This is a genomic window from Rhizobium acidisoli, assembly GCF_002531755.2.
Lineage (GTDB): Bacteria > Pseudomonadota > Alphaproteobacteria > Rhizobiales > Rhizobiaceae > Rhizobium > Rhizobium acidisoli.
This window is the reverse complement of the sequence record NZ_CP034998.1, coordinates 4,017,538-4,041,804: the sequence shown is the minus strand read 5'-3', so window position 1 is coordinate 4,041,804 and position 24,267 is coordinate 4,017,538. Positions and strand designations below refer to the sequence as shown.

The 24,267-nt window shown below is 61.4% G+C and carries 15 protein-coding genes; 8 read left to right on the top strand and 7 right to left on the bottom strand.

From position 1 onward, the window contains the following. Nucleotides 1–46: 46 nt before the first annotated feature. The 4 genes from CO657_RS19670 (at nucleotide 47) to CO657_RS19660 (ending at nucleotide 10,972) form a co-directional block, all read left to right on the top strand. Entirely contained in the window at nucleotides 47–235 is a 189-nt protein-coding gene (locus CO657_RS19670; protein ID WP_054182340.1) for a hypothetical protein, read from the top strand. Nucleotides 236–393: 158 nt separating this feature from the next. After that, the gene (locus CO657_RS36815; RefSeq protein WP_164918678.1) at nucleotides 394–558 is read left to right on the top strand and encodes a hypothetical protein; all 165 of its coding nucleotides are present in this window, start codon (nucleotides 394–396) and stop codon (nucleotides 556–558) included. Nucleotides 559–1,113: 555 nt separating this feature from the next. Then, nucleotides 1,114–9,633: a glycoside hydrolase family 94 protein gene (locus tag CO657_RS19665; RefSeq protein WP_054182341.1), complete on the top strand. Its 8,520-nt coding sequence runs from the start codon at nucleotides 1,114–1,116 to the stop codon at nucleotides 9,631–9,633. 100 nt (nucleotides 9,634–9,733) lie between these two features. Beyond that, nucleotides 9,734–10,972 carry an OpgC family protein gene (locus CO657_RS19660; protein ID WP_054182342.1) on the top strand — a complete coding sequence of 413 codons (1,239 nt, stop codon included), beginning with the start codon at nucleotides 9,734–9,736 and terminating at the stop codon, nucleotides 10,970–10,972. A gap of 51 nt (nucleotides 10,973–11,023) precedes the next feature. Here the strand turns inward: CO657_RS19660 and CO657_RS19655 are convergent, their stop codons facing one another. The 3 genes from CO657_RS19655 to CO657_RS19645 form a co-directional block, all read right to left on the bottom strand. Next, nucleotides 11,024–11,377 (bottom strand): VOC family protein, encoded by a 354-nt coding sequence (locus tag CO657_RS19655; RefSeq protein ID WP_054182343.1) that lies wholly within the window; start codon nucleotides 11,375–11,377, stop codon nucleotides 11,024–11,026. A gap of 212 nt (nucleotides 11,378–11,589) precedes the next feature. Further along, entirely contained in the window at nucleotides 11,590–12,153 is a 564-nt protein-coding gene (locus CO657_RS19650) for a glucose-6-phosphate isomerase family protein (RefSeq protein WP_054182344.1), read from the bottom strand. Nucleotides 12,154–12,459: 306 nt separating this feature from the next. Further along, nucleotides 12,460–14,223, bottom strand: a complete 1,764-nt coding sequence (locus CO657_RS19645) for a glucan ABC transporter ATP-binding protein/ permease (RefSeq protein WP_003589633.1) — start codon at nucleotides 14,221–14,223, stop codon at nucleotides 12,460–12,462. A 324-nt stretch (nucleotides 14,224–14,547) separates the two neighbouring features. Between CO657_RS19645 and CO657_RS19640 the strand changes: the two genes are divergently transcribed. From CO657_RS19640 to CO657_RS19630, 3 genes are all read left to right on the top strand, one after another. Beyond that, on the top strand, nucleotides 14,548–15,303 hold the full coding sequence (locus tag CO657_RS19640) for a LuxR family transcriptional regulator (RefSeq protein WP_012559328.1): 756 nt from the start codon (nucleotides 14,548–14,550) through the stop codon (nucleotides 15,301–15,303). Between the two features lie 216 nt (nucleotides 15,304–15,519). Then, a complete protein-coding gene (pyc, locus tag CO657_RS19635) occupies nucleotides 15,520–18,984 on the top strand; it encodes a pyruvate carboxylase (RefSeq protein WP_054182345.1) in 3,465 nt (1,154 codons plus the stop codon). A 185-nt stretch (nucleotides 18,985–19,169) separates the two neighbouring features. Next, nucleotides 19,170–19,742 (top strand): NADPH-dependent FMN reductase, encoded by a 573-nt coding sequence (locus CO657_RS19630; protein WP_012559326.1) that lies wholly within the window; start codon nucleotides 19,170–19,172, stop codon nucleotides 19,740–19,742. 44 nt (nucleotides 19,743–19,786) lie between these two features. On the opposite strand, the gene CO657_RS19625 is transcribed toward CO657_RS19630, so the two are convergent. The 4 genes from CO657_RS19625 to CO657_RS19610 all read right to left on the bottom strand — a co-directional run bounded on the left by CO657_RS19625 (nucleotide 19,787) and on the right by CO657_RS19610 (nucleotide 23,239). After that, nucleotides 19,787–20,548, bottom strand: coding sequence for an amino acid ABC transporter ATP-binding protein (locus tag CO657_RS19625; protein WP_012559325.1), 762 nt, complete (start codon nucleotides 20,546–20,548; stop codon nucleotides 19,787–19,789). Further along, nucleotides 20,545–21,225: an amino acid ABC transporter permease gene (locus CO657_RS19620; RefSeq protein WP_003589639.1), complete on the bottom strand. Its 681-nt coding sequence runs from the start codon at nucleotides 21,223–21,225 to the stop codon at nucleotides 20,545–20,547. The genes CO657_RS19625 and CO657_RS19620 overlap by 4 nt, the downstream gene beginning before the upstream one ends. A 217-nt stretch (nucleotides 21,226–21,442) precedes the next feature. Further along, nucleotides 21,443–22,216 carry an amino acid ABC transporter substrate-binding protein gene (locus tag CO657_RS19615; protein WP_003589640.1) on the bottom strand — a complete coding sequence of 258 codons (774 nt, stop codon included), beginning with the start codon at nucleotides 22,214–22,216 and terminating at the stop codon, nucleotides 21,443–21,445. 153 nt (nucleotides 22,217–22,369) lie between these two features. Further along, nucleotides 22,370–23,239: a DMT family transporter gene (locus tag CO657_RS19610; protein WP_054182346.1), complete on the bottom strand. Its 870-nt coding sequence runs from the start codon at nucleotides 23,237–23,239 to the stop codon at nucleotides 22,370–22,372. A 213-nt stretch (nucleotides 23,240–23,452) separates the two neighbouring features. Here CO657_RS19610 and CO657_RS19605 point away from each other — a divergent pair, with 213 nt between their 5' ends. Beyond that, nucleotides 23,453–24,229, top strand: a complete 777-nt coding sequence (locus CO657_RS19605) for a DeoR/GlpR family DNA-binding transcription regulator (protein WP_054182347.1) — start codon at nucleotides 23,453–23,455, stop codon at nucleotides 24,227–24,229. Nucleotides 24,230–24,267: the final 38 nt, after the last annotated feature.

The following is a 24,267-nucleotide window of genomic DNA, read 5'->3' as shown; positions in this document are numbered from 1 at the left end:
ATCCTGTTAACGATTGTTAGCTTTCGTGATCGATGGAGGTTGAGGCATGTTCTTTCTCGGTGGGATGACCATGGGCTACCTCGATCCTCCCGTTAAAGCCGATCGCCGGGTACAGGTTTCGGCCTCCATTCTTGCGGAAAAGGATCGTCGCTTGATCGAGATCCCCGCCAACCCCTCTCAGGCCGAGGACAGCGTCGAGCGTTCGTGGATCTGGGCATGGCGCACGCTCTGCTAAAGAGTGGGCTGCTAAGAAAGCGAGCTGCTAAAAGGGCTGGTTGAATTTTCTCTTTCGTTCGCTCTGGACGGAAATTTATCTCTACCTACTTGATAGAGAATATAAGAATATCAACGCGAGCCGCACAACCGGCCGCTTAAAAACAACGGAGGCGACATATGGCAGATCTGGGTATTTCGCATGCTCACGTGAACCAGTACGGTTCCGTAGGGGCCAAGAAGCCGCTGACCACACGCCATAGGCTTCAAACTGTGCTCCATGGAGCAATCTTCACGGCGGCATTCCTGTTCGTCGTGGCCATGGTTTGCGGCGTCGTCGGCTGATCGACGAACATTAGACGCCGGCAAGTGCCGGCGTTGCGGCGGTTTTCGCCTGGTTGATCGGCATCCGATCGCTTCTTCGTTCTTCTGTACGTTTTCATTTCATCACGAGCGACCGCATCGAACTTCCTAGTGCGGCGCATTTCCGATCTGTGTTTGCATGTCGGCGTTTTCGAACCGATGATGCCATCCGAGATCGCGCGTCTCCTCCCAAAATCGCAGAGCCTTTACATCGCCGGAACCGGGGCGGGCATTGTGGCGTTCATGCACGTCCCAAGCTCGCCAGGCGCGCCGCTCATGCCTCTTGACTTGAATTATCCGGATGGTGTCCAATTTTCGACATGGCTTTCGCGGAGAGGGTATCGATGGTCTTGATCGCTCGTCGGGCCGCGCCCCGGACCGGGGCTTAACCCGTTCGCATCGCTTGGCCCAAGCGTCATTTATCCCGGCTTCATCGATCTTCGAAGAAACGGGCTCCGTTCATGTAGCAGTCATGATAAGCAGTGCAAAAGGCTGAGCAAAACAGCCATAACTTCGTTTGGATCCAGAACCGAACCCATGTCTATTTCAAATCTTTCTCCGAGCCTTCCGCGCGAACCTGAGACCAAGCAGATCGATCACAACGATTCGATCCGCTCCACCTATCTTGCCATCGAGGACATCAAGGCGATCGGCAATACGGTCGCCCGCGGCGACGTCGACCGGCTGCCGGCTTTCGCCCCCTTCGATTTCTTCGCGCGACACAAGGAAAACGAGAAGGAAATTCTGCGCGTCTACCGGACCACGGCGACCGACGTCGAAGCCGGCGAGACGATCACGCCGGCGGCGGAATGGCTGCTGGACAATCATTATATCGTCGAAGAGGCGATCCAGGAGGTACGGCGCGACTTCCCCCGCCGCTTCTATCGCGAATTGCCGACCATGGTAGTCGGCGGTGTCGAGGTGCCGCGCACCCTCGTGCTGGCCTGGCTCTATGTCGCTCACACCCATAGCACGATCTCGCAGGAAAGCCTGACGGCGCTGGTCGACGGTTTTCAGGCCAGTGAGACGCTGAGGATCGGCGAACTCTGGGCGTTGCCTTCGCTTGTGCGTTACGTGCTGGTGGAAAATCTTCGCCGCATTTCCAGCCGCGTCGAAGCCAGCCGCCGCCTGCGCCGCCGCGCCAACGAGGCGGCCGACGAACTGGTGCGCCTGACCGATCCGGCCGCGGCCGCCGCCTATCTGAAGACGCTGGAACCGCTTGCCGAGGACAATACTTTCTCGACGCAGTTCCTCTATCGCATGCGTGACGGCTCGCAGACGTCGAGTCTGGCGATCACCTGGCTCGACGAGCGGCTGGAAGAGCTTGGCCGCAACACCGAAGAGGCGACGACGGCCGAACATAGCCGTCTCTCTTCCGGCAACGTGACGATGGGCAACATCATCCGCAGCCTGCGCGAGATCGACGATGCCGAATGGTCGGTCTGGGTCGAGCAGGTCAGCCATGTCGACAAGTTGCTCTGGGAGCATTCGGATTACGGCATTCTCGATTCCGGCTCGCGCAACAAATACCGCAAACAGATCGAAAAGCTGGCCAAACGCTCGCCGCTGACGGAAATGGAAATCGCCCAGCTGGCGCTCGACATGACGGATGCCGCCAAGGCCTCCGACGAGCCGCAGCCGCATGAACCGAATGTCGGCGGATTCCTGTCCGGCGCCCAGCGGCCGAAGCTCGAGGCGCGGGCGAACTATCGCCCGACCATCACCCAGCATTTCGTGCGCGCGGTGCGCCGGTTCAACTGGCTGGCAATTGCCGTGCCCGTCATGCTTTTGACGGTCATCGCCATGGCGATCGTCGGCCGGTTCATGGCCAATGCCGGCATGGGGCCGATCGAAATCGCCCTGCTGCTGATCATGTTCTCGCTGCCGGCCTCGGAGGGGGCGACGGGCCTCTTCAATACCGTGCTTTCCTTCTTCGTGACGCCGGCGCGCCTTGTCGGCTACGAGTTCAAGGAAGGCATTCCGGAGGATGCGCGCACACTGCTCGTCGTTCCCTGCCTGATCTCGAACCGCGACAGCGTCGACGACCACGTGCGCAATCTCGAGGTTCATTATCTCGCCAATCCGCGCGGCGAACTCTATTTCGCGCTGCTCAGCGATTGGCCGGACAGCGAGGCCGAGGAATCGCCCGCCGATCTCGAGGTTCTCGACTATGCCAGGCGCGAGATCGCCAATCTTTCCGCCCGCTATGCCTATGATGGCAAGACGCGGTTCTATCTGCTGCATCGCCGCCGCCTCTACAATCCCTCCGAAGGTGTGTGGATGGGCTGGGAGCGCAAACGTGGCAAGCTGCACGAGCTGAACATGCTGCTGCGCGGCGACCGCGACACGACCTATCTGCCGGGTGCCAACACCGTGCCGGCCAATGTGCAATATGTCATGACGCTCGATGCCGATACGCGCCTGATGCGCGACGCCGTCACCAAGCTCGTCGGCAAGCTCTATCATCCGATCAACCGCCCGGTGATCAATCCGAAAACCGGCCGTGTCGAAAGCGGCTACGGCGTGCTGCAGCCGCGCGTCACCCCGTCGCTGACGACGGGCAAGGACGCCTCGGTCTTCCAGCGCGTCTTTTCGATCAATCGCGGCCTCGACCCCTACGTCTTCACCGTGTCCGACGTCTATCAGGATCTTGCCGGCGAAGGCACCTTCACCGGCAAGGGCCTTTATCATGTCGATGCCTTCGAAGCTTCGCTGAAGGGCCGGATCGACGAAAACTCCGTGCTCAGCCACGATCTTCTCGAAGGCTCGATGGCGCGCTGCGCGCTGGTCACCGATCTCGAACTGGTGGAGGATTTCCCGATCCGCTACGAGGTCGAGACCTCGCGCCAGCATCGCTGGGCGCGTGGCGACTGGCAGCTGCTGCCGTATATGTTCAATCCGAAATACGGCGTCACGGCACTCGGCCGCTGGAAGATGTTCGACAATCTGCGCCGCTCGCTGACGCCGATCGCCTGGTTCTTCGCCTCCGTGCTCGGCTGGTATTTCATGGGCCCGCTCGGCGCGCTGATCTGGCAGATCCTGCTGATCTTCTGCCTCTTCGTCGCGCCGACGCTGTCGCTGATCAACGGCATCATTCCGCGCACCAGCGATATCGTCGCCCGCGCCCATCTCTATACCGTCTGGTCCGATATCACGGCCGCCAATGCCCAGGTTGCTCTGCGGATCGTCTTCATCGCCGATTCCGCCGCGATGATGGCCGATGCGATCGGCCGGTCGCTCTACCGCCTGTTCGTCAGCCGCAAGCTGATGCTGCAGTGGCGGACCGCCGCCAGCGTTCAGGCCGGCGGCCAGGGCACGCTGATCGCCTATTACAAGGCGATGTGGCATGCGCCGGTGCTGGCGCTGCTGGCCCTTGGTTTTGCAGCCCTGCCCGGCGGCAGCGCCTTCGTCGTCGGCATACCCTTCGCGCTGTTGTGGATCCTGTCGCCTGTCGTCGCCTGGTATGTCAGCCAGTCGGCGGAGACCGAGGACCGGCTCGAGGTCGCCGATTCGGTGTCGAGCGAACTGCGCAAGATCGCCCGGCGGACCTGGCGTTATTTCGAGACCTTCACCACGGCCGAGCAGAATTATCTGCCGCCTGATAATATCCAGGAAACGCCGCATGTGATTGTCGCGGCGCGCACCTCGCCGACCAATATCGGCGTCTATCTGCTCTCCGTCGTCTCCGGCCGGCAATTCGGCTGGTTCTCCTTCGAGGAGACGCTCGATCGGCTGGAGCAGACGATTTCGACGATCGACAGAATGGAGAAATTCCGCGGCCATCTGTTCAACTGGTATCACACCGATACGCTGCAGACGCTCGGGCCGCGTTATGTCTCGGCCGTCGACAGCGGCAATCTCGCTGGTCATCTGATCGCCATTTCGTCGGCCTGCCGCAACTGGGCCGAGGCGCCGTCCGCCCATATGCAGGGCAATCTCGACGGTGTCGGCGACACGGCCGGCATTCTCGGTGAAGTGCTGGCTGACCTGCCGGATGACCGCAAGACCGTGCGGCCGCTGCGCCGGCGCCTGGAGGAACGCATCGTCGGTTTCCAGAACGCGCTTGCCGCCGTCAAGCGCGAGCATGAATTCGCCTCGATCCGCATCATCAACCTCGCCGTTCTCGCCCGCGACATCGAGAAGCTTGCCGCCAATCTCGACCATGAGGTCAAGTCGAAGCAGAGCGAAGAGGTCACCCAATGGGCGGCATCCCTGGTGAAGGTCTGCGAGGCGCATATTTCAGACAGCACTTTCGACCTCTCCAAGGTCGATGCGCTGAGGCCGCGACTGGTGGCGCTGCGCGACAAGGCCCGCGATCTGGCTTTCTCGATGGATTTCGGCTTCCTGTTCCGGCCGGAGCGGCGCCTGCTGTCGATCGGATACCGCGTCGAAAGCGGTGAACTCGACCAGGCCTGCTACGACCTTCTCGCGTCCGAATGCCGCCTGACCAGCCTGTTCGGCATCGCCAAGGGCGATCTGCCGACGGAGCACTGGTACCGTCTCGGCCGCCAGGTCGTGCCTGTGGGATCGCGCGGCGCGCTGGTCTCCTGGTCCGGCTCGATGTTCGAATATCTGATGCCGCCGCTCGTCATGCAGGAGCGCGGCGGGGGCATTCTCAACCAGACCAACAATCTGGTCGTCGTCGAACAGATGAATTACGCCCGCAAGCTCGGCATTCCGTGGGGCATTTCGGAAGCGGCCTTCAATGCCCGCGACCATAATCTCAACTATCAGTACACGAATTTCGGCGTGCCGACGCTCGGCCTGAAGCGCGGCCTCGGCCACAATGCCGTCATCGCGCCCTATGCCTCGCTGCTCGCCAGCCAGTATGACCCGCCGGGCGCGCTCGAAAATCTGCAGAGGCTGCGCAAGGTCGGTGCGCTCGGCAAATTCGGCTTCCACGATGCCGTCGACTTCACGCCGACGCGCGTGCCGGAAGGCAAGAAATGCGCGGTGGTCTACAATTATTATGCCCACCATCACGGCATGTCGATCGCAGCCGTCGCCAACGTCGCCTTCAACGGTCATCTGCGCGAACTCTTCCACGCCGATCCGGTCATCGAGGCAGCGGAGCTTCTGCTGCAGGAAAAGGCGCCGCGCGACATTCCGGTGATGAGCGGCAAGCATGAATCCGACACACCTGCCAGCATCCAGGAAGATCTGCTGCGGCCGGAGATCAGGAAGATCAGCGATCCGGCATCGCGCGACCGCGAACTGGTATTCCTGTCCAACGGCCATTATTCGCTGATGCTGACGGCGACAGGCGCCGGTTATTCCCGCTGGAACGGTCTTTCCGTTTCCCGCTGGAAAGCCGATCCGACCGAAGACCGCTGGGGCAGCTTCATCTTCCTGCGCGATACCGCCACGAACGAATGGTGGTCGACGACATCGGAGCCGAAGGGTGTTGAAGGCGAAACGATCAAGGTGGAATTCGCCGACGAGAAGGCGCAGTTCACCAAGACGGTCGGCGACCTGACGAGCGAGGTGGAATGCATCATCGCCACCGAGCATGATGCCGAGGCCCGCCGCGTCACCCTGCTCAACATGGGTACGGAAGATCGGTTCATCGAAGTCACCTCCTATCTCGAACCGGTGATCACCTCCGACGATACCGACAATGCCCATCCCGCCTTCGCCCGCATGTTCGTCAAGACCGAGATCGGCAAACGCGGTGACGTCATCCGCGCCGAACGCAACAAGCGCGATCCGAACGAGCCGAACATCGGCATCGCCCATCTGATCGTCGACAATGCCGGCGACACGCGTCATACCGAATTCGAGACCGACCGGCGCAAGTTCATCGGCCGTGGCCGCAGCCTTGCCGATGCGGCGGCTTTCGATCCGGGGGCGACGCTTTCCGGCAGCGACGGCTTCGTGCTCGACGCGGTAATGTCGCTGCGCCGCACCGTCCGCGTGCCGGCCGGCAAGAAAGTCAGCGTGATCTTCTGGACGATCGCAGCGCCGAGCCGCGACGAAGTCGACAAGGCGGTCAATCGCTACCGTCATCCCGACGCCTTCACCCACGAGCTGGTCCAGGCCTGGACGCGCACGCAGGTGCAGATGCGCCATGTCGGCGTCACCTCGCAGCAGGCGGCGGCCTTCCAGCATCTCGGCCGCTATCTCGTCTATCCCGACATGCAGCTGCGCAAGGACGAGGCGACCGTCGAGGCCGGCCTGCAGTCGCAATCGGCGCTGTGGCCGCTGGCGATCTCCGGCGACTTCCCGATCTTCACATTGCGCATCAACGACGACATGGATCTCGAAATCGCCCGCGAGGCACTGCTGGCGCAGGAATATCTGCGCTCGCGCGGCGTCACCGCCGATCTCGTCATCATGAATGAACGCGCCTCTTCCTATGCGCAGGACATGCAGCATGCGCTCGACGCCATGTGCGAAAACGTGCGCCGCATGGGCCAGGCCGACGGCTTGCGCCAGCATATCTTTGCGGTTCGCAAGGACCTGATGGAGGAGAGCACCTATCACGCGCTGATCGCGGCTTCCCGCGTCACGCTGCATACGAAGAACGGCAAGGTGGTCGACCAGATCAACCGCGCCGTCGCCCTGTTCGCCCCCTCCAAGGAGGAGCTGCAGGAGATGGAACGGGCCGAGCGCAACAAGGTCCCGGTCAAGCGCGTCGCGCCGGTGCCGCCACCCGCCGTGCCCGCCGTCGTCATCGAGGAAGAGGGTGATCTCGACTTCTGGAACGGCATCGGCGGCTTTGCCCGCGACGGGCGCGAATATGTCGTTCGCCTGCCCGGCGGCCACGCGACGCCGCAGCCCTGGATCAATGTCATCTCCAATGACAGGTTCGGCTTCCACGTGTCGGCCGAGGGCGCGGGCTTCACCTGGAGCGCCAATTCGCGCGACTATCAGCTGACTTCCTGGTCGAACGATGCGGTGATCAACCGGTCGGGTGAGGCGTTCTATCTCGCCGATCTCGACAGCGGTGCGGTGATGACACCGTTCGCAGCGCTTTCTCGCCGGCCGGACATCCGTTTCGAAGCCCGCCACGGGCTCGGCTATTCCGTTTTCTCCAGCGTTCAGCACGATATTGCGCTGGAGCTGACGCAGACGATCGACCGCGAAAGGCCGGTGAAACTGCAGCGCCTGCGCCTGCGCAACACCGGTTCGACCAACCGCAGGCTGCGTCTCTACGGTTACGTCGAGTGGATCCTCGGCAGCAATGCGGCACGCACCGCGCCCTTCATCCTGTCGAAACACGACGAGGAGACGGGGGCGCTGTTTGCCACAAATCCCTACAGCATCGATTATTCCAACCGCACCGCCTTCTTCGCGGCGAGCGAGGCGCTTTCGAGCTTCTCGGCAAGCCGGCGCGAATTCGTCGGCAAGGCGGGAACGATCCAGGCGCCGCAGGCCGTGATCTCTGCCGCCTCGCTTTCCGGCACGGCCGACCTCGACGGGGATCCGGCCGCAGCCCTTGCGATCGACGTCGAGCTTGCCGCCGGCGAGGAGCGCGACTTCACCTTCTTCCTCGGCGATACGCCGACGGAGGACGAAGCGCGCAGCATCATCGCCGATATCCGCAAGGTTTCGTTCGACGATGCCGTCCAGACGAACCAGGCCTTCTGGCGGGACTTTACCGGCAGGCTGCAGATATCGACGCCGGATCGCGGGATGAACAATCTCGTCAACACCTGGCTGCCCTATCAGAGCCTCGGCTGCCGCATCATGGCCCGCACCGCCTTTTACCAGGCAAGCGGCGCCTTCGGCTTCCGCGATCAGCTGCAGGACACGCTGGCCTTCGTGCTGCACGAACCCTCGCTTGCCCGCGGGCAGATCCTGAACGCCGCGTCGCGCCAATTCCGCGAAGGCGACGTGCAGCATTGGTGGCTGCCGGGAACCGGTGCGGGCGTGCGCACATTGATCTCGGACGACGTCGTCTGGCTCGCTTACGCGATCCATCATTATTGCACCGTCACCGGCGATAGAACCGTGCTCGACGAGGAGATCGCCTTCCTGGAAGGGCCGGCTCTGCTCGAAGGCCAGCACGATTCCTTCTACAGGCCGGAGATTTCCGAGGACAAGGCGAGCGTCTACGAACACGCGGCGCTGGCGCTCGATCTCGCCATCGCCCGCAAGGGAGCAAACGGCCTGCCGCTGTTCCTCGGCGGCGACTGGAACGACGGCATGAACCGCGTCGGCATCGGTGGGCGCGGCACCAGCGTCTGGCTCGGCTGGTTCCTGGCAGGCGCCTTGCGCTCCTTCATTCCCTATGCCGAAGAGCGCGGCGACACGGCCCGCACAGAGCGCTGGTCGGCGAATCTGACCGAGCTGAAGAAGGCGCTCGAAACTGCGGCCTGGGATGGCGGCTACTATCGCCGCGGCACGTTCGACGATGGCGCGCTGCTCGGCTCCAGGGAAAGCCCGGAATGCCGGATCGATTCGATTGCGCAGTCATGGAGCGTGCTGTCGGGTGAGGGTGATCCGGCCCGCGCCGTAAAGGCGATGGAGGCTGTGCTCGACCAGCTGGTTGACGAGGATGCCCGCATCATCCGGCTGTTCACACCGCCTTTCGTCAATTCCGCCAGGGATCCCGGCTATATCAAGGCCTACCCGCCGGGGGTACGCGAAAATGGCGGGCAATATACCCACGCCGCGACCTGGGTGGTGATGGCGCTGGCCGAGCTGCGGCGGGGCGATGACGCGTTGCGCTGCTTCCAGATCCTCAACCCGATTACCCATGCGCTCGACAAGGCTTCGGCGGAGCAATACCGCGTCGAACCCTATGTCGTGGCGGCCGACGTCTACGGTCATGAGCCCTATACGTCGCGCGGCGGCTGGACCTGGTATACCGGCTCCGCCGGCTGGCTCTATCGCGCCGCCGTCGAGGGCATCCTCGGCATCCGGCTGAAGGGCGGGAAGCTTTATGTGCGGCCGTCGCTCCCCTCGGAATGGGACGGTTTTGCGGCAGAGGTGGAACAGGGCGGCGGCAAATACCGCATTTCGGTCTCAAAAGCGTCCAATGACAGCGGATACACTCTGTCTATCAACGGCTGCGAAGTCACCGATCCCGAAGAGGGATATCCGCTCGGATAACAGCGTTCTCCACGCTGAAAAACACGGCGATTCGCGACGGCCAAAAGGGAACCCTTTTGGCCGTCGTCGCGTTTGCAAATCGGATGACAAGGAGAGACCCATGGCAAGCACGCCGACCGAAGCCATCGTCACCGGGCGCAGTCCCCTATCCACAGCTGCACCAATGCGTGACACTAGGCTAGACGTCTTGCGCGGCGTGGCGCTGATCATGATCTTCATCAATCATGTTCCCGGACAGATCTTCGAATATGTGACGACGAAGAATTTCGGCTTCTCCGATGCTGCCGAGGCCTTCGTGCTGATCTCGGGCATCGCCGTCGGCCTTGCCTATGGATCCGGATTCCGGCCGGGCAACCGGCTCAAGATGGCGATCAAGGCGACGAAGCGCGCCTTCACGCTTTATCTCGCTCATATGATCACCACCTTCATGACGCTGGCGCTGTTCATCTGCGGCGCATGGCTGTTTCACCGGCCGGGCTTGCTTGTTGAAATCAACATCCTGGCGGTGCTGATGAACCTGAAGGAAGGTATTCCGGCGCTGCTGCTGCTCGGCCATCAGATCGGCTACAACAATATCCTGCCGATGTACGGCGCGTTGATGCTGATGGTGCCGATCATCCTGCTCTTGAATGCGCGCAGCCCGCTGCTGGCGCTCGGCGTCTCCGGCACGGTCTGGCTGCTTGCGGGCATCTATCAGGTGGCGCCGCACAACATGCTGATCGAGAGCTACTGGTTCCTCAATCCGCTTTCCTGGCAGTTCTTGTTTACGATCGGCATCGTTTCGATGCTGCATATCAAGCGGGGCGGCACGATCCCCCAGCATCCGCTGCTGTTTGCGGCCGCTGCCGGTTACGTCGCGCTGTCCTTCGTCTGGGTGACCGGCCATCTCTGGGCCTTCGGCAATTCGCTGGCAGCCCTTGGTCTGCCGCCTGTCATCACCGGTTTCGACAAGACCTTCCTGTCGCTGCCGCGGTTGCTGCATGTGCTGGCGCTGACCTATCTCGTCATCAGCATTCCGGCGTTCTCGCGCATTCTGCGCCGGCCTGCGGACCATCCGCTGACCATTCTCGGCCGCCATTCGCTGAACATCTTCGTTGCCGGCACGATCCTCGCCATGATCGGCCAGGTGGTGCTCTATATCACCAACAAGGACCCGCTGGTCGGTCCGCTCTTCGTGGTCGCCGGCATCGCGACGCAATTCGCCTATGCCTATTATCTCGAACGCAAGCGCCAGCAGGGCAAGGTCAAGGGGAAACTCGTCACCCAGCCCGGCAGCATCCCGGTGCCGGTCCGCATCGGCGGAACGGCCAACGCCTATCGCCGCAACGATCGGAAATAAGTTTCCGACGCGTCTGTGAGATGAAGGAGCCGGTGGCCGATGGCCGCCGGCTCAATTTTTATGGACGAGAATGTTCACCAGCTTGCCTAAGGGATCGCGGACATAAAAGCGCCTGACGCCCCAGGGCTCGTCGGTCGGCCCATACTCGATCGCAAAACCGGCAGCCGACATCGCCTCGAACACGGCATCGAGATCATCAACTTCGATCGAAAGATCGGGCACCGGCGTTCCGGAACCGCCCTCGCTGGCGATGCTCAGCTGAACGTTCATCGGCCTCGCGGCGCCGAAGGTCGTGATCCAGCCGTGATCCATGACGACGTCGAGATCGAGGATGTCCTGATAGAAGCGCCGGGCAAGCGTGATGTCAGGAGCCTGGATATTGGCGATGATGCGCAGGACGGTCATGAGTTTGCTCCTGATGCTTGGTGACAAGGCGGAAGGTAGGAACATGGGCACGGTGGTCAATCGGGGTTGGCTTGAAATGGCGATGTGCGATCCACCATCAAACGGCCTGACCGGACGCTTACCTCTTTTGGTCTCATCGATCAGTGCAAGGTCCTTCACGGGTATCTCAACCTCAGACATTTCTCACCACCGACAAAAGACGTCTAAGCATCTCACGACGAGTAGTGTGGATTGTTCATGATGGTGTCCTTGCCGTCCCTGTCGACGACGATTTTACGCATCCCGTGTTTGAGAATATCGCCGTAATCATGTCCCGCGTCGACATTGCACACCCACACGAACACGAGCTTTTCACTGCCGACATTGATTGATCGGTGAGCCCAGTCCGGTGGAATGAAGGCGCAAACGCCCGGGTCCATCCGGACCACTTTTGTCTCTCCTTTGCGGGACTCGAGCAAAAGGACCCCGTGGCCACTCTGTGTATAATAGACCTCACCCATATCGCGGCGCTGGTGAAAATGGCCGCGCGTCATAAAGAACTCACCGCTGACCTTGCCGGGTTCCATCGTCGTGGTGCCGAAAAAGAGGTCGCTGCCCTCCTTCCTATATTCGATGACCTCGTAGACAACGGGATCGCCCTCGACTTCCACTAGCCTGTCAAGCTCGGTCTGGTCCTGGAATATCTCACGCAGCTCGCTAAGACGTTTCGTGTATTTCCCGGTCCCAGGCGAGACTTCGCCGGTTAAGCCGTTGATGAGCACGCCTTCAGGCAACATGGTTTGATCCTTTCAACGGTGTTGGCGACATCGCGCCAGTCATCACCGCGACCGCATCCGACATCATTCCTTGAGAGTAACCATCCCCCGGCAAGCCGGAGGCTTTCGTGATAAGAGCCGCTCAAAGCGGCTCTTAGGGGCACTACCCGTTCAGGGGCTCATCATCGACATCATGATCCGGAAGGTGGGTTCAAAACACCGCCTACGGTTACTGTGTCTCGTAGGAATTGGACTGGCCTTATCCAGCCCACGAAAAAGGCCGGAAGGGAGCTACCCTTCCGGCCTTTGTCTTGAAACCCGAAGCGATCAGGCGGCTTCGGTGGCGTGGGCCTTGCGGACCTCTTCGTCCGTCAGGATACCGCTGGCGCGCAGCAGGGCGGCGAAGCGGCCGTTGCTGTGGCTGAGTTCGTCGAAGCTGCCCTGTTCGACGACGCGGCCGTCATCCAGGAAGAGCACCATATCGGCTTCGCGGACCGTCGACAGGCGGTGGGCGATGATGAAGGTGGTGCGATTCTCACGCAGATTGTCGATCGCCGCCTTGACGCGGTTCTCGGTCTCGACGTCGAGCGCCGAGGTCGCCTCGTCGAGCACCAGGATCGGCGCGTCCTTGAGGATGGCGCGGGCAATCGCGATGCGCTGGCGCTCGCCGCCGGAGAGCTTGTTGCCGCGTTCACCGACATGCGTATCGTAGCGATCCTCACGGGTCTCGATGAAGTCGGCGGCGGCGGCGGCTTCGGCCGCACGGCGCATTTCCTCTTCGCTCGCACCCTCGCGGCCGAGGCGGATATTCTCGCTGATCGAGCGGTTCAGCAGGCCTGCGTCCTGGAAGACCGTGGCGATGTGGCGACGCAGCGACTTGCGGGTCACCTTGGTGATATCGGTGCCGTCGACGAGGATCTGGCCGCCCTGGGCGTCGTAGACGCGCTGCAGCAGGTTGACGAGCGTCGTCTTGCCGGCGCCGGTCGGGCCGACGATCGCAACCGTCTGGCCTGCCTTCACCGAGAAGGAGACATTGTGCAGGCCCTGCGAGCTGTTGCCGAAGCCGAAGGAGACGTCGCGGAATTCGACCTCACCCTTGACGTCCTTGATCTCGCCATTGCCGGCCGGTTCTTCGCGTTCACGCACCGAGTCTTCGAGAGCATAGAATTCCTCGAGCTTGGAACGGGCTTCGAAAATCTGGGTGGCGAACTGGCGCATCAGGTCGAGGCGGCCGATCAGCAGGTTGGCAAAGCCGATGAAGGCGATGACGTCGCCGACGCGCAGCTGGCCGGCCTGGACGAGCATGGTGCCGATGATCAGAACCACCATCATCGCAATGGTCGAGGCCATGCGGTTCAGCGCGCTGGCGATCGCCCACCAGTCGAGCACCGGATACTGGGCTTCGAGCAGGCGGTCGGCAAAGGATTTCAGCGCCCGGGTTTCAGCCTCGATGCGGTTGTAGCTGTGCAGGACCGAAACGTTGCTGATCGAGTCGCTGACATGCGAGAAGACCGTGTGATAATGGTTTTCGACCGAAGCCTGACCGTCCTTGGTGCGGCTCATGACGACGCGGCCGATCAGCCAGTAGGCGACGGCGAGCACCATCAGCACTGCGGAAAGACGCAGGTCCATCGCCATTGCGGTCGGGATCAGAAGGGCAAGCGCGATGACCGTCGACAGGTGATTGCGCATGAATTCCAGCCAGAGGCCGAACAGCGTTTCGCAGGCCCGCAGCAATGTATGCAGCGCGTTGGAGGTGCCGCGCTGATGGTGCCAGCCAAGCGGCATGGAAATGATCCGGCCGAAGGCTTCCGTCAGCAGCGTCGCTCGCCGGCCATGGGCCAGCCGGTCAGCCTCGCGGGCGACCAGGACGAAGGCGACAGTGTTGAAGACCGCGAAAGTCGCCCACATGAAAAGGATGGGCTTGACCTCACCCTTGCCGGAAATCGCATCGATAATGCGACCGAACAGGATCGGCTCCGCGATGGTAATCGTCGCCAGAACAATGTTTGCCACCACGACCAGGGATACGCGCAGCTTGTAGGCGCCAAGATAGCGCAGAGCTCTTGCATAGACCTTGAATAGCGTCACGTCGAACCTCTTGTGCATCTGCGAAAACGGGATGATGCCATGCTACAAAAGGCTACCTGAACCGGCGATTAACGGAGTATTCAGGGTTCAATCCAGGCGACGATTCACCCGATCGTACTATCGCAGGATGCGACGAGATAGGCTATGGCGCTGAAATTGTTACTCGGCTATATCCGCGCAACAATTTGCGCTTGCATTTTAATAAATTTTTAGCGCAGCATTGAAATTAGAGACTGCATTTTTTGAGAAGACCGTTTCGCGACCCATTTGACAAGCCGCCGACGGCCTCGGATGCGGGCGTCACGTCCGGGCAAGGGGCATTTTGTGAATATTAATTTGTTAATTCAATTGCTTATAGTTCTGGAAGAATCGCCGAACGCTCGGGCATTGGTGACCGAGTTCGAACGGGTGATCGACGATTGCGGCTTCGAATATTACGGCCTGCTGCGCCATTTGCCGCAAAATCCGGCGCAGCGCCATCCGGAACCCCGGGCCGCGGCGCTTGCCGATCGCTGGCCGGAACAATGGCCGCAAATCTATTCCGCGAAAAAATATGTCATGATCGATCCGATGGTGCGCTATCTCGCCCATGCGCAGCGGCCTTTCCGCTGGCGGGAAAGCCTGGCGGCCTTCGGCAAGGATGCGCAGCGCCGCCGCATGGAGCAGATGATGGTCGATGCCTTCGGTCACGGACTGGAAGACGGTTATATCTTTCCCGTCCACGGACGGAACGGCATTCTCGGCAGCCTGAGTCTCGCCGGCAAACCTGTCGAGCTGTCGCCGGTGGAGATCGCCCTGTTTGAGGCGGTGGCACGCAAGAGCTTCTGGCGAATGCTCGAACTGAAGGACGAGGCGCAGGCGCTGGAAACCGTGCTGCCGGCCGACACGCCCCTGACGCGACGTGAAATGGAGATCCTGCATTATCTCGCCGAAGGCATGACCTCGATGGAAATCGGCAAGGTGCTGAAGATCTCAAACCACACCGTCGACTGGTATATGAACGGCTTGCAGAACAAGCTGAAGGCGAAAAACCGGCAACAGGCGGTGGCGCTTGCCTTCCGTCACCGGCTGATAAGCTAAAGCATCATGCTGGCAACATAAGCGATTTCTATAATACCTCTTTGATTTCCATAAGGATTCTGATCCAGGTCGAGCCGATCTGGCATTATTCGTATCCAGAATGGCGAGAAATTGCATTTCGCAGTCGCAAGAGAAATTGAACTTCCTGTGACAAGAAGTTAAGAATTTCCTTCGCGGGTGCAGCATGCCCGCGTCTGAACGTCTGAGGAGACCGTTTTGCCCATTTCCAAGATTCTCGTTGCCAATCGCTCCGAAATTGCCATTCGCGTGTTCCGCGCGGCCAACGAGCTTGGAATAAAAACCGTGGCGATCTGGGCAGAAGAGGACAAGCTGGCGCTGCATCGCTTCAAGGCGGACGAAAGCTACCAGGTCGGCCGCGGTCCGCATCTTGCGCGTGATCTCGGACCGATCGAAAGCTATCTGTCGATCGACGAGGTGATCCGCGTCGCCAAGCTCTCGGGCGCCGACGCCATTCACCCGGGTTACGGCCTGCTGTCGGAAAGCCCCGAATTCGTCGATGCCTGCAACAAGGCCGGTATCATCTTCATCGGCCCGAGGGCCGATACGATGCGCCAGCTCGGCAACAAGGTCGCGGCCCGCAATCTGGCGATCTCGGTCGGCGTGCCTGTCGTGCCGGCGACCGAGCCGCTGCCCGACGATATGGCCGTGGTGGCGAAGATGGCGAAAGACATCGGTTATCCCGTCATGCTGAAGGCCTCCTGGGGCGGCGGCGGGCGCGGCATGCGCGCCATCCGCGACCCGAAGGATCTCGCCCGTGAGGTGACCGAGGCCAAGCGCGAGGCGATGGCCGCCTTCGGCAAGGACGAGGTCTATCTGGAAAAGCTGGTCGAACGCGCCCGCCACGTCGAAAGCCAGGTTCTCGGCGATACGCACGGCAATGTCGTGCATCTGTTCGAGCGTGACTGCTCCATCCAGCGCCGCAACCAGAAGGTCGTCGAGCGGGCGCCGGCCCCCTATCTTTCCGAGGCGCAGCGCCAGGAGCTCGCCGCCTATTCGCTGAAGATCGCAGCGGCGACCAATTATGTCGGCGCCGGCACCGTCGAATATCTGATGGATGCCGATACCGGCAAATTCTACTTCATCGAGGTCAATCCGCGCATCCAGGTCGAGCACACGGTGACCGAAGTCGTTACCGGCATCGACATCGTCAAGGCGCAGATCCACATCCTTGACGGCGCCGCGATCGGCACGCCGGAATCCGGCGTTCCCGCTCAAGCCGATATCCGTCTCAACGGCCATGCGCTGCAGTGCCGCATCACCACCGAGGATCCGGAACACAACTTCATTCCGGATTACGGCCGCATCACCGCCTATCGCTCGGCTTCCGGTTTCGGCATCCGCCTCGACGGCGGCACCTCCTATTCCGGTGCCATCATCACCCGCTTTTACGATCCGCTGCTCGTCAAGGTCACGGCCTGGGCGCCGAACCCCTCCGAAGCGATTTCCCGCATGGACCGGGCGCTGCGCGAATTCCGTATTCGCGGCGTCGCCACCAACCTGACCTTCCTCGAAGCGATCATCGGCCATCCGAAATTCCGCGACAACAGCTACACCACGCGCTTCATCGACACGACGCCGGAACTCTTCCAGCAGGTTAAGCGCCAGGACCGCGCGACGAAGCTGCTGACCTATCTCGCCGACGTCACCGTCAACGGTCATCCGGAAGCCAAGGATAGGCCAAGGCCGCTTGATAACGCCGCCCAGCCGGTGGTGCCCTATGGCAACGGCAATGGCGTCAAGGACGGCACCAAGCAGCTTCTCGACACCCTCGGCCCGAAGAAATTCGGCGAATGGATGCGCAACGAAAAGCGCGTGCTTCTGACCGACACGACGATGCGCGACGGCCACCAGTCGCTGCTCGCCACCCGCATGCGTACCTATGACATCGCCCGCATCGCCGGCACCTATGCGCATGCGCTGCCGAACCTGCTCTCGCTGGAATGTTGGGGCGGCGCCACTTTCGACGTCTCGATGCGCTTCCTGACGGAAGATCCGTGGGAGCGCCTGGCGCTGATCCGCGAGGGCGCGCCGAACCTGCTCTTACAGATGCTGCTGCGCGGCGCCAACGGTGTCGGCTACACCAACTATCCCGACAATGTCGTCAAATACTTCGTCCGCCAGGCGGCCCGCGGCGGCATCGATCTCTTCCGCGTCTTCGACTGCCTGAACTGGGTCGAGAACATGCGCGTCTCGATGGATGCCATCGCCGAAGAGAACAAGCTCTGCGAGGCGGCGATCTGCTATACCGGCGATATTCTCAATTCGGCCCGCCCGAAATATGACCTGAAATATTATACCGACCTTGCGGTCGAGCTGGAAAAGGCCGGCGCCCATATCATCGCGCTCAAGGACATGGCGGGCCTGCTCAAGCCTGCGGCGGCGAAGGTTCTGTTCAAGGCGCTGCGCGAGGCGACCAGCCTGCCGATCCATTTCCACACGCATGACACATCGGGCATTGCCGCGGCGACCGTTCTTGCCGCGGTCGACGCCGGCGTCGATGCCGTCGATGCGGCCATGGATGCGCTGTCCGGCAATACGTCGCAGCCCTGTCTCGGCTCGATCGTCGAGGCGCTGCGCGGTACGGAGCGCGATCCGGGTCTCGATCCGGAATGGATCCGCCGCGTCTCCTTCTATTGGGAAGCGGTGCGCAACCAATATGCCGCCTTCGAAAGCGATCTGAAGGGGCCGGCATCGGAAGTCTATCTGCATGAAATGCCGGGCGGTCAGTTCACCAACCTCAAGGAACAGGCCCGCTCGCTGGGTCTGGAGACCCGCTGGCATCGGGTGGCGCAGGCTTATGCCGACGCCAACCAGATGTTCGGCGACATCGTCAAGGTGACGCCGTCCTCCAAGGTGGTCGGCGACATGGCGCTGATGATGGTGAGCCAGGACCTGACGGTCGCCGACGTCGTCAGCCCCGAGCGCGAAGTCTCCTTCCCGGAATCGGTGGTGTCGATGCTGAAGGGCGATCTCGGCCAGCCGCCGTCGGGATGGCCGGAAGCGCTGCAGAAGAAGGCGCTGAAGGGCGACAAGCCCTACACGGTGCGTCCCGGCTCGCTGCTGAAGGAAGCCGATCTCGATGCCGAACGTAAGGTCATCGAGACAAAGCTGGAGCGCGAGGTCAGCGATTTCGAGTTCGCCTCCTATCTGATGTATCCGAAGGTCTTTACCGACTTCGCGCTCGCCTCCGATACCTACGGCCCGGTTTCGGTGCTGCCGACGCCTGCCTATTTCTACGGGCTTGGGGATGGCGAAGAGCTGTTTGCCGATATCGAACGCGGCAAGACGCTTGTCATCGTCAACCAGGCGATGAGCGCCACCGACAGCCAGGGCATGGTCACCATCTTCTTCGAACTCAACGGCCAGCCGCGCCGTATCAAGGTGCCGGACCGGGCCCATGGGGCGACGGGGGCGGCGGTCCGCCGCAAGGCCGAACCGGGCAATGCCGTCCATGTCGGTGCGCCGATGCCGGGCGTCATCTCACGCGTCTTCGTCTCTTCTGGCCAAGCGGTCAGTGCCGGCGACGTGCTCGTTTCGATCGAGGCGATGAAGATGGAAACGGCGCTGCATGCGGAGAAGGACGGCACCATCGCCGAAGTGCTGGTCAAGGCGGGCGATCAGATCGACGCCAAGGACCTGCTCGTCGTCTATGGCGGTTAAGCAATGGGCGGCTGTTCTGCTACCGGCGGTCTGTAGCCAATCACCCGATTGTGTATGATCGGGCTGCCCAAAAGCTGATTTTTTTGAAGAATTAGCCGCCTCCTCGCCTTGCCCGGCGAGGAGGCTTTCTCATAGACTTGCGCTCCCGCCATCCGCCCCCCAAGACCAATCAGGAAATCATCCCCATGAGCAAGCTGAAGATTGCCGTCATTGTCGGCAGCACGCGTATTGGCCGTTTTGCCGAACATCCGGCCAAGTGGATCGCCGATCTCACCGGCCAGCGCCCCGATCTGGAAGTCGAGGTTCTCGATCTTCTCGACTATCCCATGCATTTCTTCGGCGAAGCCCGCGCCACGACGGCCGAAAGCGATGCCGCCGAGCGTTGGAAGAAGAAGCTGCGTGAATTCGACGGCTTCATCTTCACCGTCGCCGAATACAATCATGCGCCGACGGCCGTTCTGAAGAACGCGATCGATCTCGGCGAATTCATCCAGAAGCCGGTCGGTTTCGTCGGTTACGGCGGCGTTGGCGGCGCCCGTGCGGTCGAGCAGCTGCGTCTGATCTTCGTGGAAATGAGCGCTGCTTCCGTCAAAACAGGCGTCCATATCGCATTCAGCGAATATCTTGCCGTTCTCAAGGAGGGCAAGAGCCTTGGCGATTACGCCCATCTCAACGAGGCTGCCAAGAACCTGCTCGATCAGATCACCTGGTGGGGCAATGCGCTGAAGGCTGCGCGCTCCGTCGTCACGGCCTCCTGATTGGCGTTCCAGCAATGCCGGGGTGCCCGCATCCCGGCATTGCTTCAGATATCGTAAGTATGGGCGGCGTTGATCGTCGAGATGAAGCGCTTGGTGCGTTCGCGCTCCGGTGCCGTGAAGATCGCCCTGGCGCTGCCCGTTTCCACAACGCTGCCGGCTTCCAGGAAGACGACGTCATTGGCGATCTTCGAGGCGAGTCGAAGATCGTGGGTCGCCATCACCATTGTCGTGCCTTCTTTGGCGAGACGACCGAGCACATCGACCACTTCGGCCGAAAGTTCCGGATCGAGCGCCGAAGTCGGCTCGTCGCAGAGAAGCACGCGCGGCGACGGCGCCAAGGCGCGAGCGATCGCCACACGCTGTTGCTGGCCGCCTGAGAGCGTCGACGGCCAGGCGTCGGCCTTCTGGGTCATGCCGACCTTGGTCAACAGCTCCATGGCGCGTTCACGCGCCTTTTCCCGCGGCCATTTCAGCACCGTCACCAGGCCCTCCATGACATTCTCGATCGCGGTCTGATGCGGGAAAAGCTGAAAATTCTGGAAGACCATGCCGGTCTGGCGGCGGATCTTCTGGATCGCCTGCCAGCTCGTTCGTTTGCCCGGTGCAAAGGACAGTGTTTCCTCTCCGAGGCGGATCGCCCCGGCCGTCGGGATTTCGAGCAGGTTGATACAGCGCAGCAGCGTGCTCTTGCCGCCGCCTGAGGGGCCGACCAGCGCGGTGACGCTGCCTTCGGGAATGCGGATGCTGATATCCTTCAGGATGACGGCGTCGCCGAAGCGCTTTTCGATGTTGGAAAGCTCGATCATGCATTGGCCTCCAGCATGCCGCCATAACGCGCGAAACGGCGTTCCAGCCGCACCTGCAGCTGCGAGAGGACGGAGCTCAGCACGAGATAGAGCAGCGCCGCCTCGATATAGAGGATCAGCGGCTCATAGGTGGTGGCGACGATGCGCTGCGCCGCCTGGAAGAGTTCCGGCACGGTGATGGCGGCGGCAAGCGAGGTATCCTTGACCAGCGAGATGAAGGTGTTCGACAGCGGCGGCACGGCGACGCGGGCGGCCTGCGGCAGGATGGTGCGGCTCATCGCCTGGCGCCAGCTCATGCCGATCGAATAGGCGGCCTCCCACTGGCCCTTGGGCACCGAGGAGATGACGGCGCGGATGATCTCGGAGCTGTAGGCGCCGATATTCAGGGTGAAACCGATGAGGGCGGCGGGAAAGGCATCGAGCAGGATACCGATGCTCGGCAGGCCGTAGAAAATCACGAAGAGCTGGACGAGCAGCGGCGTGCCGCGGATGACCCAGACATAGAAACGAGCGATAGCCGCGACTGGCCCCGGACCGAACAGGCGGGCAATCGCGGTGATCAGCCCGAGGATCAGGCCGAAGGCGAAGGACAGCAGCGTGAGGGGGATGGTGAAGATCAGTCCCGCCCAGAGAAGCGAGGGGAGCGATTCCGCCATCAGTTGAAGCCAGTGCGGCAAGGGTCTTCCCTCTCATGGATTGAGCAGTGATACTTCGGAATACCCCTCCCCAACCCCTCCCCACAAGGGGGAGGGACTTAATCCGGCTCCCGCGTGGCATGAACGAGCGACCGAACTGCAAGTCGAAACGTCTATTTTGAGATGAGGCGATGCCCCGGCCAAAGCCCCTCCCCCTTGTGGGGAGGGGTTGGGGAGGGGACTTTTTCCCGAGTGGAGCTTACTTCGAGACGTCCTGGCCGAAATACTTGTCGGCGATCTTCTTGTAGGTGCCGTCGGCCTTGATGTCGGCGAGCGCCTTGTTGATTTCGGCAAGAAGCTCCGGTTCGTTCTTGCGGATGATGACGCCGGAATAATCGGCATTTTCCTGCTCGGCGGCGATCTTCACCGGCGCGTCCGGCTTGTGCTTCTTGAAATCGAGGAAGGAGAGGCTGTCGTTGATCGTCGCGTCGGCGCGCTTGGTCAGCACAAGCTGGATCGACTGGTCGAAACCGTCGGTGCCGACGAGTTCGGCGCCGGCTTCGGTTGCGATCTTGCCGAAGTTGCTGGTCAGCGACTGGGCGGATTTCTTGCCCTTCAAGTCGGCGAAGGTCTTGATGCTGTCGTCGCCGTCGCGGACGATCAGCACGGCCTTGGAGGCGATATAGGGTTCGGAGAAATCATATTTCTGCTTGCGGGCCTCGGTGATGCCGACCTGGTTGATGACGGTGTCGTAGCGCTTGGCGTCGAGGCCGGCGATCAGGCCATCCCACTTGCCTTCGACGAACTCGGCCTTGACGCCGAGCTTGGCAGCGATCGCTTCGCCGATCTCGACGTCGAAGCCGACGAGCTTGCCGCTTTCGTCATGATAGGTGAAGGGCGCATAGGTGCCTTCGGTGCCGATCTTGAAGACGCCGGCCGATTTGATGGCGGCGAGGTTTTCGCCGGCATGGGCGGGCAGGAGGGCAGCAGCCTGAATGAGGGCGGCAGCGGCGACGGTTTTCAACCAGTTCATTGTTTTATCCATCCTTGGGAGGTTGTCATCGGATGAGGGATAGTTCGCAGAAATTTAGGGCGCCGGAAGCGTAAAAAACTGCGAATAAAAGCAGCAACTGCAAATATTTTTCTCAAGCGGCCGTCTCAGCCGTGAATCCTGCAGAAACAGGCATCACGCCGCGATGCGGCGGCGCAGCTTTTCGCTGACGATGATAATCAGTCCGGCGGCGAGGATCATGGCCGCGCCGAAGACGACATTGGGCGTGGGGATATCGGCCCATATCAGATAACCCAGGAGGAAGGCCCAGACGAGGGATGTATATTCGAATGGCGCAAGCACGGAGACCGGCGCCTGCCGCATGCCCTCGAAGAGCGCGAACTGCGCGCCGCCGGCGACGACGCCGGTGGCAATGAGAAGCAACAGCTGCGTCATATCGGGGGTCTTCCAGGTGTAGAGAACGGCAATGCCGGTCATCACAAGGAAAAAGACGTTGGAGACGGTAAGCTGGATGATGGTCTTCTCGTGCAGCGAGGTCTTGCGCAGCAGCACCATGGCTGAGGCCCAGAGAACGGCTGCCTGCAGTGCCAGGTAGACCGGCCAAGAAATGGTGAGGCCGATGGGGTTGCAGGCAATCAGCACGCCGACGAAGCCGACGCCGACGGCAAGCCGGCGCGCAGGCGTGACCTCTTCCTTCAGGATGAGCCATGCAAGCACGGTGCCGACGATCGGTGCTGCGTAATAGAGCGTCGTCACTTCGGCCAGCTGCAGGCGGCTTGCGGCGGAATAATAGGAAAGCCAGGCACAGAGAAGAAGGATGCTGCGGGCGATCATCGGCTTGATGATCGGCGATCGCATCGTCTGGCGGACGAGCTTGCCGCGGCCAAAGGCGAGACAGCCGGTAAGGATGGTGAGACTGCGGAAAAACAGGATCTGCCAGACCGGAATGCTTGAGGTCAGGATCTTGATGATCGCATCATGGAAGGTGAACGCCATATAGGCGAGGCTCGTGAGCAGGATGCCCAGGCTGACGGAGTTTTTCACGGGAGCGCACCAGTTGGCAGAAAGCCGGCGGGGAAGTGGGGAATGGTCGATCGATATTCCCGGCCTCTTGACCGGTCAATAGGCGATCTTTCGCTCTGATTTGTGGAGCTTTGTTTCACAGCGTCAGGAAATGTGTGTTTGTGCATATTGTGCGCCGGATCATAAGCGTTTATGCACGTTTCTAGTTTCTAAGGTTTTCAATCCGGTAAAAACATGCAGGATTTCTTGTTGCGCGAGCGCCAGGGTGTGATTTCCGACAGGCTGCGGCTGAATGGCCGCGTGCTGGCGACGGAACTTGCGCTCGAATTCGGCGTCTCCGAAGATACGGTGCGGCGCGATCTGCGCGAGATGGCCGCGGCAGGGCTCTGCGAGCGGGTTTACGGCGGCGCATTGCCGATCTCGCCGGCGCGTGGAAGCCTGACGCAGCGGATCGGTTTTGCCGTGGACCGGAAACAGGCGCTGGCGCGCGCTGCAACACAGCAGATTGCCGCCGGTTCGACCGTATTCTTCGATGCTGGCAGCACCAATCTGGCGATTGCCAATGCACTGCCGGATGAACTTGCGCTGACGGCTGCGACAAATGCGCCGGCGATCGCCGCAGCGCTGATCGACAAGCCTTCCGTCAACGTCATCCTGATCGGCGGAATGGTGGACCGGCAGACGGGCGGCTCGCTCGGTGCCAAAGCCTTGCGGGATATGGAGCAGATTTCGCCCGATCTCTGCATTCTCGGCGCCTGCGGCGTCGATCTTGAGGCCGGCATCACTGTATTCGGTTTCGAAGATGCCGAGTTCAAGCGCTATGCGGCGTCGCGAAGCAAAAAGGTATTGGTGGCGGCAACCTCGGAGAAATTCGGCACTGCAGCCCCCCATGGCATTCTGCCGGTTGCCCATTGCGAATGCCTGGTCGTCGAGCACGATGCCGATCCGGCCATTCTCGCCGATTACCGCGCGCGCGGATGCAGGACTGTCGTCGCCGAGAAAACGAACTGAGACTCTCGTCATCGAGTTTAGGGAAGCCGGGCGTGCAA